The sequence below is a fragment of the Streptomyces sp. NPDC001678 genome, from assembly GCF_042892945.1.
In the GTDB taxonomy this organism is placed as follows: Bacteria; Actinomycetota; Actinomycetes; order Streptomycetales; family Streptomycetaceae; genus Streptomyces.
Window position 1 is genome coordinate 100,896 of sequence record NZ_JBIAUP010000009.1, and the last position, 13,035, is coordinate 113,930.

The following is a 13,035-nucleotide window of genomic DNA, read 5'->3' on the forward strand; positions in this document are numbered from 1 at the left end:
CCATGACCACGCACCAGCGGACGGCGCCGGGAAACGGCGTCCCGCCCTTCGCGCTCATCAGCGACGGCGACCGCGCCCGCCTCCCCGGCGACGTCGTGGACGCCTACCCGCTCACCCGGGCCCAGGCCGCGCTCCTCACGAACGGCTCGCCGCCCCAGGGCTCCCGGATCGCCGCCCGGCGCATCGGCCCCCCGGCCCCGTTCTCCCCGGACGCCCTGGAGACGGCGGCCGCCGACCTCGCGCGCGTCCACGAGGTACTGCGCTCCTCCCTCGACCCGGTCTCCTGCTCCGAACCGCTGCAGCGGGCCCACGCCGAGGCACAGGTGCCCCTGCTCCTCCACGACCACCGCGGCCTGGACGCCCGGACCACGGCGGAGCGGCTCGCCGCGCTCCTCGACGCCGAGCGCGGCAAACCCTTCGACACCGCCACCCCGCCTCCGCTGCGGCTGACCGCCGTCCGGGAGCCGGACGAGGCATGGGTGCTCGTCGTCGCCCTCGACCGCGTACTGGCCGAGACCGTCGGCGCGGACGCCGTCCTGGCGGAACTCCTCGCCGGCTACCGGCGGGCTCTCCTCGACCCCGGCCCCGCCGGGCGGCGCCCCGTGGTCCGGCACGGGCTCTGCGCGGCGGCCGAACGCGACGGCCTCCTCGACCGCGCCGGTCGCCGCCACTGGCGGGAACTCACGGAACACAACGCCCCCTTCACCCTGCCCCGCGCCTGGGCCCCCGCCCCGGACGGGCAGCGGCGCCCGCAGGAGCCGACCGTCCCCTTCGACGACCTGGGCGACGGGCTCGAGGCGCTCGCGGCCGGCACCGGCGTCCCCCTGCGCACCGTGCTGCTCGCCGCCCACGTCAAGGTGCTGAGCACGCTCACCGCCGAACCGGCCTTCCGCACGGACGTCGTGGCCCGGCCCCCGGGGACGCCGGACGACGACGCCGTCGCCTGCGACACCCGACTGCACCGCGTCGTCCTGCCCTTCGCGGTGGACCGGGAGGCGTCCACCTGGCGCGATCTGGTGGCGCGCGTCGGCGAGCGGGAACGGCAGGGCTGGCACCACCGCTACGTCCCCCGGCCCGGCGCGGACCACGCCGACGAAGGCCCGGGACGGCTCGCCCACGCGCTGTTCGAGGCCCACGACCCCCGGGAGACCGCCGGCCCGGGCCGCGTCGAGTACGTGGCCGGCGCCCAGGACACCAGCGGATACGGCCTGCACGTACTCGCCCGCGACGGCCACCTGCTGCTGCGCACCGCCCCCGGCGCGATCGCCCCGGCCAGGGTGGACGGCCTCGCGCGGATGTACCGGACGGTCCTCGAGGCCATGGCCGCCGCGCCGGACGGCGACGCCCACGCGGCCTGCCTGGCCCCCGAGGAGCGGGAGGCGGTCCTGCGGACCTGGAGCGCGGGCCCTTCGGCCGACCGGGGCACGGTCACCGTCGTCGGCCTGCTCCAGGACCAGGCGGCCGCCACCCCCGACGCGGTGGCCGTGCGCACCGGCGAGGGAACCTTGACCTACCGGGAGCTGGACGAGCGCTCCAACCGGATCGCCCACCACCTGGTGTCCCTCGGCGCCCGGGCCGACACCCTCGTCGGCGTCAGCCTGCGGCGCACCCCCGACCTGCTGCCCGCGCTGATCGGCGTGTGGAAGGCCGGGGCGGGCTACCTGCCGCTCGACCCGGACCTGCCGCTGGAACGCACCCGCGGCATGCTGGCGGCCACCGGCTGCTCCCTGGTGGTCACCACCTCGGAGCACCGGCCCGTCCTGGAACCCCTCCACGAGGGCACGCTGGTGCTGCTCGACGAGGAGCGCGACGCCGTCGCCGCCCGTCCCGCCACCCCCACCGGCATCCGGGTCGCCCCCTCCCACCTCGCGTACGTGATCTACACCTCCGGTTCCACCGGGGCGCCCAAGGGCGTGATGATCGAGCACGGCGGTCTCGTCAACTACCTGCTGTGGACCCTCGACGCGTACGTGGCCCACGGCAGCGGCGGCGCTCCCGTCTTCTCCTCCATCTCCTTCGACCTCGGCATCCCCAACCTCTTCGCGCCGCTGCTCGCCGGACAGCCCGTCCACCTGCTGCCCGAGCCCTTCGACGCCGCCGACCTGGGCCGTCACCTGGCCGCGGGGGCTCCCTACAGCTTCGTCAAGATGACCCCGGGCCACCTGGACCTGCTCACCCACCAGCTCACCGCCGAGCAGATCCGCTCTCTCGCCGGAATCGTGATCGCCGCCGGCGACTCCTTCTCCGCCGCGCTGGCCGCGCGCTGGTCCGAGCTGGCGGGCCCCACAGGCACCCGGGTGGCCACCGAGTACGGACCCACCGAGATCACCATCGGCAACTCCGGGCAGCCCGTCACGGACCTCCCCACGACCGAACTGATCCCGCTCGGCACCCCGATCCCCAACACCACCATGTACGTCCTGACGGACCGCCTGGAGCCGGTGCCCATCGGTGTGCCCGGCGAGGTGTACATCGGCGGCGCCGGGGTGGCACGCGGCTACCTGGGCCGCCCCGACCTGACCGCCGAACGGTTCGTGCGCGACCCCTACGGCACCGACCGCCGGGCGAGGCTCTACCGCACCGGGGACCTCGCCCGGTGGCTGCCCGACGGCACCCTCGACTTCCTGGGCCGCATCGACAACCAGGTGAAGATCCGTGGCTACCGGGTCGAACTCGGCGAGATCGAGGCCAATATCGCCCTCCACCCGGGAGTCCGCGACGCCGTCGTCGTCCCGCGAGAGCCCAGCCCCGGACTCGTCCGCCTCGTCGCCTATGTCGTACCGGCCGTCAAGGGCCCGGTGGACGGCGCCGGACTGCGCGACCGGCTGGCGGCGGTGCTGCCCGACTACATGATTCCCGCCGATTTCGTCGCGATCGACCGTATCCCGCTGACCACCAACGGAAAGGTCGACAGCCGCGCCCTGCCTCCGGTGTCGTGAGCCGCGAGGAACAACCCCCCCATGCAGTAAAGGCAATTCTTACGAAGGGAACGCACGATGACCGTCAACGGCGTGTCCACCCGCGCAGCCGAATACGTCGATACATACCGCCTGGAACTCACCGAGGCGGAGCGCTTCGAGCTGCGGGCGATGGCCGAGCACCTCGCGGCCTCGTCCCCCCGGCTGGTCGACGAGCCCGGCTGGCTCGCCCGGGCCCGGCAGCTGAGCTGCCTGCTGCCCACCCGGCTGCTGGACACCGTCCGCAGGTACCGGCACGACCCCGGCGCCCAGGGGACGCTGGTCATCGCGGGCCTGCCCATCGAGGAGGATGCCCTGCCCGACACCCCCGGCGTCCCGGGGTCGGTGGAGCGCGAGGCCACGGTCCCCGCCGCCGCGGCCGTGCTCGTCGGGCTGCAACTCGGCGAGCTCGTCGCCTATCGCGAGGAGAAGTCCGGCGCCCTCGTCCAGAACGTCGTCCCCGTCCGGGGCCTGGAGACCTCCCAGAGCAACGCCGGATCGGTGCCCCTGGAGTTCCACGTGGAGAACGCCTTCCACCCCAACCGCCCGGACTTCGTGGGCCTGACCTGCCTGCGCCAGGCCGTCGGGCAGAGCGCCGGCACACTCGTCGCCTCGATCCGGCACGCCCTGCCGCTGATCCCCGAGGCCGACCGGGAGGTGCTGCACCGCGCACGGTTCGTCACGGCGCCGCCGCCCTCCTTCCGCTCCGGGGAGAGCACCACGCCCCACCCGGTCCTCGACGGCAGCCCCGACGACCCCAACATCTGCGTCGACTTCAACGCCACGACCGCACTGGACGACGAGGGCAAGCAGGCCCTGGAGCGGCTGCGGCTGACCCTGAACGACGTCTCGGCCTCCGTCGAGCTCCAGTGCGGCGAGATGGTGTTCGTCGACAACCGCATCGTGCTGCACGGGCGTGCCGACTTCACCCCCCGCTACGACGGCAGGGACCGCTGGCTGCAGCGGATCTTCGTACACCTGGACGGCCGGCGCAGCAGGATCCACCGCACCCACAACGGCGCGGTCATGGTCTGAGGCCGGTCCTCAAGGAAAGGTGGTGACCATGCGCCGCACGCGCATGAGAGGGACCCTGTGCTCGGTCATCGGTTCGATGCTGCTCACCCTGAGCGCCCTGCCCGGCCCGCCCGCCGCGGCCGTGGAGCGCGCCGCGGGGGCGAGCGCCACGATCCGCTACACCGAACACGGCGTCCCGCACATCCTCGCCGAGGACTTCACCGGCCTAGGCTACGGATACGGCTACGCGGTCGCGAAGGACAACCTCTGCGTGCTCGCCGACAACTTCCTGACCGTCGCAGCCGAACGATCGCGCTACTACGGCCCCGGAGGCTCGGGCGACACGACCCTCAGCTCGGCGAGCGACAACCTCACCAGCGACCTCCACTTCCAGCGCATCAACGACTCGGGCGTGGTGGAACGGCTGGCCGCCCGGCCGGCCCCCAAGGGCCCCCGCCCCGAGATCCGGGACATCGTCACCGGCTACGCCCGGGGCTACAACCGCTACCTCGCCGAGACCGGCCGGGACGGCATCACCGACCCGGCCTGCCACGGCGCCGCCCGGGTGCGGCCCATCACCCCGACCGACGTCTACCGCCTCTTCTACGCGCTGATGTCCTGGACGGGCCAGGGTGCCCTGGCGGACGGCATCGCCAAGGCCCGGCCGTCCACCGCGACCGGGCCGGCCCCCGCCGACGAGCGGACCGCCGACCGCTTCCGGGCCGGGCTCGCCCGTACGCTCGGCGCGGACGGCAAGGGGAGCAACGGCATAGCCGTCGGCTCGGAAGGCGCCGCCGGGAGCAGCAGCGTGCTGCTCGGCAATCCGCACTTCCCCTGGCGCGGCGCCAGCCGCTTCTACCAGGTGCAACTGACCGTGCCCGGAAAGCTCGACGTCTCCGGCGCCGGGCTGCTCGGCACCCCGTTCGTCCAGAAGGGCCACAACGACAAGGTCGCCTGGACCCACACCCTCGCCACACCCCGCACGTTCGGCCTCTACGAGCTTCGGCCGGCCCCCGGCGACCCGACGTCCTACCTGGTGGACGGCGTCCGGGAGAAGATGACCCCGCGGACCGTGAAGGTGACCGTCAAGGGCGCCGACGGCACCCTCTCCACCATCGAGCGGACCCTGTACGAGACCCGCTACGGGCCCGTGCTCACCTCCGCGATGGGCGTCGACCTGCCCTGGACGGACAGCACCGTCCACGCCGTGCGCGACGCCAACGCCACCAACCTCAGGGGCCTGAACACCTGGTTCGGCTTCGCCACCGCGCGCGACACCGGCGACGTCAAGGAGGCACTGTCCACCACCCAGGGCGCGCCCTGGATCAACACCCTGGCCACCGACCGTGCCGGCAACGCCTTCTACGGCGACATCCAGGTGGTCCCGCACGTCACCGACGAGCAGGCCGCGACCTGCGGCACCGCCCTGGGACGGGAGGTCTTCCCGCGCACCGGGGTGCCCGTGCTCGACGGCGCCAGGTCCTCCTGCGCCTGGGGCACCGACCCGGACTCCATCGAGCCCGGCCTCTTCTCGCCCAGGCGGCTGCCCTCGCTCCAGCGCAAGGACTACGTGCTCAACTCCAACGACAGCGCATGGCTGGCCAACCCGCACGCCCCGATCACCGGCTACCCCCGGATCGTCGGCGACATCGGCACGCCGCGTTCGGCGCGCACCCGCGAGGCCATCGCCTCCGTCGAGGAAGCCCTCGAGGACAAGGGGGTCACCAAGGCGTCCATGCAGCGGACGCTGTTCGCCGACCGCAGCCGGACGGCCGTCCTGGCGGCGGCCGACACCGCCCGGATGTGCTCCGCCTTACCCGGCGGAAGGGCGCCCTCGTCGAACGGCCCGGTGGACGTCGGCCCGGCCTGCGCGGCGCTGGCCGGCTGGGACCACACCTACTCCCTGGCGAGCCGGGGCTCCCTGCTCTTCGAGCGGTTCGCGCTCAAGCTCGGCACGGTGCCCGGCGGCCCATGGAGCGTCCCCTTCGACCCGGCCGACCCGGTGGCCACACCGAACACCCTCAGGACCACCAGCCCCGAGGTGCAGCGGGCCTTCGGCGACGCGGCGGCGGAACTGCACACCGCGGGCATCCCACTGGACGCCCCGCTCGGCGACCACCAGTCCGTCACCCGGGGGGACGAGCGGATCGCCATGCACGGAGCCCCGGAGGCGCTGGGCGTGCTGAACCTGATCACCCCTGTCTGGGACCCCCGGCGCGGCAACGTCGACGTCCGCACCGGGTCCAGCTACATCCAGGTCGTGGCCTTCGGCCAGGATCCCTGCCCGGACACGGCGACCCTGGTGACCACCTCGCAGTCGGCGGACCCCACCTCCCCTCACTACGCCGACCAGACCAAGCTCTACTCGGCGGGCACCTGGGTGCGCGGACGGTTCTGCGAGAAGGACATCCTGGCCTCACCCGACCTGAAGGTGGTGGAGCTGTCCTGGCCGGCGTAGGCCGTCGGCGCGTGCGGCGGAGGCGCTGTCGGAAAGCGCCTCCCCGGGCGCGCGGGACTCAATAGGGTTGCGTCATGTCGCCTGTCTCTCTCCTCGTCGTCGGCGCCGGCGATCGAGGCACCGGATACGCCAAGTGGGCCCTGAAGCACCCCGATCGGGCAACTGTCGTCGGTGTGGCCGAGCCACGAGCCGTGCGCCGCGCCAGGTTCGCCGAAGAACACGACATCGCCACCGGGAACGCGGTGCCGCACTGGAAGGAGCTCGCCGCTCGCGGCAGGATCGCCGATGCCGTGCTGATCTGCACCCTCGACCGCGCGCACGTCGAGCCGGCCGAAGCGTTCGCCGCCCTCGGCTACCACATCATGCTGGAAAAGCCGATGGCACTGGACGAGGAATCCTGCCGTCGGGTCGTGACGGCGGTCGAGAAGGCCGGCGTCATGCTCGCCGTGGGCCACGTCCTGCGCTACACCCCCTACACGCAAGCACTCAAGGCCGTCGTCGACTCCGGACGCCTCGGCGACATCATCACCATCCAGCACCTGGAGCCGGTCGGCTTCTGGCACCAGGCCCATTCGTTCGTCCGCGGCAACTGGCGCCGCACCGACGTGGCGACATCCATGCTGATGGCCAAGTCGTGCCACGACCTGGACTGGCTGCAGTACATCGTGGGGCAGCCGCCGGAGCGCCTCTCCAGCTTCGGCCGCCTCTCGCACTTCACCCCGGCCAACCGGCCCGCCGGGGCGGCCGACCGATGCGTGGAGTGCCCGGTCGCGCCGAGCTGCCCGTACTCGGCCGCGCACTTCTACGGCGGCATGCTCGACCGCGGTGAACACCGCTGGCCCCTGAGCGTCATCGTCGACGACTTCACGCCGCAAGCACTCGGCGAGGCGCTGCGCACGGGGCCCTACGGCCGGTGCGTCTACGACTGCGACAACGACGTGGTCGACCATCAGGTCGTCGCGATGGAGTTCCCCGGTGGGGCCACCGCCACCTTCACCATGACCGCCTTCAACGGGGGCGGCCACCGCAAGACCCGGATCTTCGGCACCCGCGGCGAGCTTTACGGTGACGGCGAGACCATCCGGGTCCATGACTTCCTGACCCGCGAGGAAGTGGACGTCACGCCCCCGCGGCTGGGGGAGATGACGGCGGCCGGCGGCCACGGCGGCGGAGACGCGGGCCTCATGGACGCCTTCGTCGAGGCCGTGGCGACCGGAGACCCCGCACGGATCAAGTCGGGCCCGCGCGACTCCCTCGCCAGCCACTTGGCGGTTCTCGCGGCCGAGCGAGCACGGTTGAACGGCACCGTCGAGACACTCCCGGTCCCGCCCCCGCGCTGAGTGCCGGGGGATGTCCGGATGTGACACAAGCCTGTCATTGCGGTCGCACGGGCCGGGGCGGACGATAGGGGCATGTCCGAAACCAGCCACCGCGTCGTGATCGCGGTCTTCCCCGACGTCGATCTGCTCGACGTGACGGGCCCGGCCGAGGTCTTCGCGCTGGCCAACCGGGAGTCCGGCGGCCGCGCCGACTACCGGGTCCGCCTGGCCGGGCCCGGGCGGGCCGGGGAGGCGGTGGCCACCTCCGCGGGCGTGCGGGTCGTCACCGACCTCGGCTTCGGCGACGTCGGCACCGCGGTGGACACCCTCCTGGTGCCCGGTGCGGTGGACGCGGACGCCGACGGGGCCCGGCCCCGGACCGACCCCCACGTCGTGGACTGGATCAAGGACACCGCGCCCCACGCACGGCGGATCGCCTCCGTATGCGTGGGTGCCCACCTGCTGGCGGCGGCCGGTCTGCTGGAGGGCAGGACCGCCACCACGCACTGGTCCACCGCCGCCCGGCTCGCCGCCGACCACCCCGAGGTCACCGTCGACCCCGACCCCATCTTCATCCGCTCCGGGAGGGTGTGGACCGGAGCGGGCATCAGCGCCTGCCTGGACCTGAGCCTCGCCCTGGTCGCCGAGGACCACGGTGAGGACCTCGCGCTCGCGGTCGCCCGGCAATTGGTCGTCTACCTCAAACGCCAAGGCGGCCAGAGCCAGTTCAGCGTGCCGATCAGCCACCCGCCGGCGTCCCGCCGGGACATCGACGAACTGCGCCGGCACATCGCCGACCACCTCGACGCGGACCTGTCGGCGGCCGCCCTGGCGGCCCGGATGTGCCTGAGCGAACGGCACTTCACCCGCGTCTTCACCCAGGAGACCGGAGCCACCCCCGCCGCGTACGTCGAAGCCCTGCGCGTCGAGGCCGCCCGCCGCCTGCTGGAGACCACCGACCGGCCCCTGGAGCGCATCGCCCGGGACACCGGCCTGCGCTCGGTGGAAACCCTCCACCGCGCCTTCCGCCGGCAGATCGCCACGAGCCCGGCCGCCTACCGGCGCCGCTTCCGCACCACCACGGCCTGACCACGGCCTGACCCCTACCGCACCCCAATGAGGACAACCATGTCTGTTTCCACGACGCTGCGTGACGTCATCGGCCTGGACGGCCGGCTCCCCGGGCTCGCCGACGCCACCCTTGTAATGATCGATTTCCAGAACACCTACCGCACCGGTGTCATGGCCCTGGAGGGGGCCGAGGAGGCGCTGGCCGCCGGCGCGCGGCTGCTGGCCGCCGCCCGCGCCCAGGGCACACCCGTGATTCACATCGTCAACGACGGTGGCGAGGGCACCCCCTACGACATCCGGGCCGAGATCGGCGCCATCAGCCCCGAGGTCGCCCCGGCCGAGGGGGAGCCGGTGGTGATCAAGCAGTTCCCCAACGCCTTCCACGCCACCGGCCTGGAAAAGACCCTGCGCGACCTGGGCTGCGGACCCGACCTGGTGCTGGCCGGATTTATGACGCACATGTGCGTCACCTTCACCGCCCAGGGCGCCTTCAACCTCGGCTACCGGCCCACCGTCGTCGCCGAGGCCACCGCGACCCGCGCCCTCGCCGCTCCCGACGGCATCGCCCTGCCCGCCGCCGCGCTCCAGGCCGCCGCCCTGACCACCATCGGCGACCTGTTCGGCCTCGTGGCACCCCGGGTGGAAGACCTCACCGCCTGATCCACGCGTCGCCGCTGACGTCGGGAAGGGCCATGAGGCCCGTCACGCCAGGAGGGTGCGCCAGAGGTCGGCCGATTCCAGCATGTCCAGGGTGATCCGCTCCAGGAACGTCCCCGCCCTGGTCAGCCGCTGCCCCACGGGACCGTCGGGCCCGGACGTCTCCGCCGCCGCCATCGCGGCCCGCGCCGTCTCCAGCGTCTGCCGCGCGCTGATCACGACCGAGTGGTACCAGGCCTCGCCTGCCGTCCTCGGCCAGCAACAGGTCGACGTGCACACGTGCCGTCATCCTCGGCATCCCCGACCTGACCGCCAGCTCGACGATCTCCTCTTCCACCGTGCCGCCGCCCGGCGGTCCGGCCGCGCGTGGGGGTGCCGGTGTGCCACGCCGCGCCCGCTGAACCGTCGCCTGGTGCGCCTGCTGGGACCGGTAGCCGCCGGGGCCGCCGTTGCGTCCGACCTCCCGGCTGATCGTCGAGGTCGACCGGCCGAGCCGTCTGGCGATCTCGGCGTACGAGAGCCCGTCGGCCAGTCCGGCCGCGACGCGCTGGCGGTCCTGCTGGGTCAACCGTCCTCCTGGCATGCCGTCAGTATTGCCTTCGCCGCCAGTCATTGCAACAAAGCATTGCATTCGATCCCAGCGTCATTGCATCAATTTCCCTCGCCTGACCTGGGAAAACGGTTTTCTGGTGATTGACGGGATTCTGAATGCAACGTAGCTTTCGGGCAGTGGAAAACACGTCATATCGCGAGATGAGGAATGGTCATGGGTGAATCCGTCCACACCGTCACCACGCTGCCGACGGCACGTCGGCCCGGCTGCCCCTTCGACCCGCCTGCGGAGCTGACCGACGCCCGCCGGTACGGCCCCATCAGCCGCTGCACCCACCCCGGTGGGAAACCCGGCTGGCTCGTCACCGGGTACGACCTGGTCAAGTCGGTCCTGGCCGACCCGCGGTTCAGCTCGCGCAGGGAGCTCATGAACGTCGCGGACTTCGAGATCCCGCCGGCGCCGCCCGGCGAGTTCCTCCTCATGGACGACCCACAGCACAGGCGCTACCGGAAGCCGCTGATGGGCAAGTTCACCGTGCGGCGGATGCGGCTGCTCACCGAGCGCATCGAGCAGATCACCGCCGACTGCCTGGACGCCATGGAGAAGGCCGGGCCGTCGGCGGACCTGGTGACCGCGTTCGCCAAGCCCATCCCCACCATCGTGATCTGCGAGCTGCTGGGAGTGCCGTACGAGGACCGGGGCTCCTTCCAGGAACAGATCGACAAGTTCATGGGCGGGGAGACGAGCGACGAGGAGCTGATAGCGGCCTACACCGCCACCCAGGACTACCTCGCGGAGCTGGTGGCCGCCAAGCGCGCCAACCCCACCGACGACGTGCTCAGCGAACTCACCGACAGTGATCTGAGCGATGAGGAACTGAAGGGGATCAGCCTGATCCTGCTGGCGGCCGGGTTCGACACCACCGCGAACATGCTGTCGCTGGGCACCTTCGCACTCCTGCGGAACCCGGAGCAGCTGGCCGCGCTGCGCGCCGACCCCGCCCTCACCGATCCGGCCGTGGAGGAACTGCTGCGGTATCTGAGCGTCGCCAAGCAGTTCTGGAGGACGGCACTGGAGGACGTCGAACTGGGCGGGCAGACCATCAAGGCCGGCACGACGGTGATCCTGTCGTACAACACCGCCAACCGCGACCCCGAGCGCTTCGCCGACCCCCACGTGCTCGACATCCGCAGGCAGGACGGCGGCCACCTGGCCTTCGGCCACGGCATCCACCAGTGCCTGGGCCAGCAACTGGCCCGCGTCGAGATGCGCGTCGCGCTTCCCGCGCTGTTCAACCGCTTCCCCGCACTGCGCCTGGCCGTACCGGCCGAGGACGTCGTCCTGCGCCCGGAGACCGCGGACATCTACGGGGTGAAGAGCCTCCCGGTCACCTGGGACGTATGACCACGAGCCGGTCGCCCGGTCCACCGGGCGAGGCGGGCGCGCCCGCAGAGGTCCGCCCCTTCCCCGAACGGTGGGACGGGACAAGCGGGAAGTGGTGGCCGACGGGGCTGAGCAGCAGGAAGAGGCCGGCCCCCATGGCCAGGGCGAAGCTCCACAGCCCCATCAGGAGGGCAATGCCCAGATGGAAGGCGATACCGAGCGGCAGGAGTGCCCAGCGGGCCCGCTGCGACATCAACGGCGAGGCTGCCAGGGCGAGTTCGAGGGCGATGGGCAGCCAGGAGAGGGCGGCGACGCCGACGGGGGAGTGGACGACGGGATCGGTGAGGGGCCGTATCCACTCGGGGAAGCCGAAGGAGGAGTTGTTGGCCCAGTAGTACATGGCGCTGCCGTCGGCCCACTCGGTGTGCGGGAGCTTGGCAACGCTCGCCTGGAAGTAGAGGAGGGCCATCTGGAGGCGGGCGATGACCCACGCGCTGGTGCCGAGGAGCGCCCAGCCGCGGGTGACACGGGACACCGGCTCGTCGTCGGCCGCGGGTCCCCGGGGTGTGCGCCAGTGCCTCTGCCAGTGCCAGTGCCGTCCGTCGCCGAGTGCGACGAGGGCCAGGAGCAGGGAGAGGATCCAGGTGATCTGGTCGCCGCCGTCGCCGATGGCGATGCCGGAGAAGACGCTGAAGCTGATGTAGGCGTGCGGCAGGGCGGTGATCCGGGGCCGCCAGCCCGAGGCGACGACCAGGAGGGCGGCGACGCACAGCCAGCGCAGCAGGTCGAACTGCCCGCGCGGGACGAGACAGAAGGCCCCGCCGGCCGTCATGCCCTGGCACAGCGGGTACTCGCCGATCGTGACGACGGGCCGGAAGAGCGTGGCGGAACTGCTGAAAGCCAGGGTCGCGGCGGTGCCCAGGGCGAGCAGGGTGCGGGCGAGGCCGTAGGCGTTGCCCCAGGGGAGGGGGATGGCGCGGGTACGGCGGAGAGCCGGGATGTTCAGCATGTGACGTCCATGGCGAGGTAGCGCTCGGGGGTGGTGCGCTCGTCGACGAGGTCGCGCCAGGCCCAGGGGACGGGTTTCTCCTGGACGAGCGCGACGCGCCCGCAGACGGTCGGTTCGGGCGAGGGGTTGCGCACCTTCCGGGACGGGCGGGCGTTCGCCAGGCAGTCGGCGAGGTCGTTCTCCCCGCACTCCTTCCACTCCTTCTTCTCCGCCAGATTGAGCAGGAGGGAGATCTCGATGCCCTGCGAGCGGGAGGCGCGGTCGAGGCCGAAGGCGTTGTGGGGGCTGGAGTGCGGTGTCAGAGCCAAGGAGGCCCATCCGCCGGCGGCGGCCTGCCGGTAGGGCAGGACCTCCACGTCCCGGGGGGACTTGGTGAAGAACGCCCAGCCCTGTGGCGCGACGTTGGCCACCGTGGCGCGGACCTGCTTCTGACCGGGCAGGGAGAGCACGTTCTTGGGCACGTGGACCTGCGCCACGTAGAGGACGGCCACGCTCCAGACGATGACGACGGCCAGCACCGAGCGGCGGGACACGTGGACGCGGCGAGGCGCGGGGCCTTGTACGGCTGAGCGGATGAGGCGGCGGACTCCCGATGTCCGTTCGGGCCGTTCGGG

The 13,035-nt window shown here is 72.3% G+C and carries 10 protein-coding genes and 1 pseudogene; 7 read left to right on the forward strand and 4 right to left on the reverse strand.

From position 1 onward, the window contains the following. Positions 1 to 2 precede the first annotated feature (2 nt). From ACFYZR_RS20105 to ACFYZR_RS20130, 6 genes are all read left to right on the forward strand, one after another. Positions 3 to 2,939, forward strand: coding sequence for an amino acid adenylation domain-containing protein (locus ACFYZR_RS20105; protein WP_391912042.1), 2,937 nt, complete (start codon positions 3 to 5; stop codon positions 2,937 to 2,939). Between the two features lie 72 nt (positions 2,940 to 3,011). Then, on the forward strand, positions 3,012 to 3,992 hold the full coding sequence (locus ACFYZR_RS20110; protein ID WP_391912044.1) for a TauD/TfdA family dioxygenase: 981 nt from the start codon (positions 3,012 to 3,014) through the stop codon (positions 3,990 to 3,992). A 28-nt stretch (positions 3,993 to 4,020) separates the two neighbouring features. Then, on the forward strand, positions 4,021 to 6,429 hold the full coding sequence (locus ACFYZR_RS20115) for a penicillin acylase family protein (RefSeq protein ID WP_391912046.1): 2,409 nt from the start codon (positions 4,021 to 4,023) through the stop codon (positions 6,427 to 6,429). Positions 6,430 to 6,503: 74 nt separating this feature from the next. After that, positions 6,504 to 7,769: a Gfo/Idh/MocA family protein gene (locus ACFYZR_RS20120; RefSeq protein WP_391912048.1), complete on the forward strand. Its 1,266-nt coding sequence runs from the start codon at positions 6,504 to 6,506 to the stop codon at positions 7,767 to 7,769. Between the two features lie 72 nt (positions 7,770 to 7,841). Next, complete coding sequence (locus ACFYZR_RS20125) at positions 7,842 to 8,837, forward strand: GlxA family transcriptional regulator (RefSeq protein WP_391912050.1); 996 nt, start codon at positions 7,842 to 7,844, stop codon at positions 8,835 to 8,837. 39 nt (positions 8,838 to 8,876) lie between these two features. Next, the gene (locus ACFYZR_RS20130; RefSeq protein WP_391912052.1) at positions 8,877 to 9,479 is read left to right on the forward strand and encodes an isochorismatase family protein; all 603 of its coding nucleotides are present in this window, start codon (positions 8,877 to 8,879) and stop codon (positions 9,477 to 9,479) included. Between the two features lie 42 nt (positions 9,480 to 9,521). Here the strand turns inward: ACFYZR_RS20130 and ACFYZR_RS20135 are convergent, their stop codons facing one another. Both ACFYZR_RS20135 and ACFYZR_RS20140 read right to left on the reverse strand, forming a co-directional pair. Further along, entirely contained in the window at positions 9,522 to 9,755 is a 234-nt protein-coding gene (locus ACFYZR_RS20135; protein ID WP_391912391.1) for a hypothetical protein, read from the reverse strand. Positions 9,756 to 9,975: 220 nt separating this feature from the next. Further along, positions 9,976 to 10,107 (reverse strand): annotated as a pseudogene (locus ACFYZR_RS20140) (MarR family transcriptional regulator); the annotation flags it as partial. A 135-nt stretch (positions 10,108 to 10,242) separates the two neighbouring features. Between ACFYZR_RS20140 and ACFYZR_RS20145 the strand changes: the two are divergent. Beyond that, positions 10,243 to 11,433, forward strand: a complete 1,191-nt coding sequence (locus tag ACFYZR_RS20145; protein WP_391912054.1) for a cytochrome P450 — start codon at positions 10,243 to 10,245, stop codon at positions 11,431 to 11,433. Here ACFYZR_RS20145 and ACFYZR_RS20150 read toward each other — a convergent pair. Continuing rightward, positions 11,417 to 12,421, reverse strand: coding sequence for a sporulation-delaying protein SdpB family protein (locus ACFYZR_RS20150; RefSeq protein ID WP_391912056.1), 1,005 nt, complete (start codon positions 12,419 to 12,421; stop codon positions 11,417 to 11,419). The two genes, ACFYZR_RS20145 and ACFYZR_RS20150, sit on opposite strands and share 17 nt — an antisense overlap. Beyond that, a complete protein-coding gene (locus ACFYZR_RS20155) occupies positions 12,415 to 12,954 on the reverse strand; it encodes an SdpA family antimicrobial peptide system protein (protein WP_391912058.1) in 540 nt (179 codons plus the stop codon). The genes ACFYZR_RS20150 and ACFYZR_RS20155 overlap by 7 nt, the downstream gene beginning before the upstream one ends. Positions 12,955 to 13,035 lie beyond the last annotated feature (81 nt).

Bases quoted from the DNA above. Each gene is read 5' to 3' on its own strand.
- ACFYZR_RS20120 (WP_391912048.1), top strand. From the start codon at position 6,504: ATGTCGCCTGTCTCTCTCCTCGTCGTCGGCGCCGGCGATCGAGGCACC.
- ACFYZR_RS20115 (WP_391912046.1), top strand. From the start codon at position 4,021: ATGCGCCGCACGCGCATGAGAGGGACCCTGTGCTCGGTCATCGGTTCG.
- ACFYZR_RS20150 (WP_391912056.1), bottom strand. From the start codon at position 12,421: ATGCTGAACATCCCGGCTCTCCGCCGTACCCGCGCCATCCCCCTCCCC.
- ACFYZR_RS20130 (WP_391912052.1), top strand. From the start codon at position 8,877: ATGTCTGTTTCCACGACGCTGCGTGACGTCATCGGCCTGGACGGCCGG.
- ACFYZR_RS20105 (WP_391912042.1), top strand. From the start codon at position 3: ATGACCACGCACCAGCGGACGGCGCCGGGAAACGGCGTCCCGCCCTTC.
- ACFYZR_RS20125 (WP_391912050.1), top strand. From the start codon at position 7,842: ATGTCCGAAACCAGCCACCGCGTCGTGATCGCGGTCTTCCCCGACGTC.
- ACFYZR_RS20145 (WP_391912054.1), top strand. From the start codon at position 10,243: ATGGGTGAATCCGTCCACACCGTCACCACGCTGCCGACGGCACGTCGG.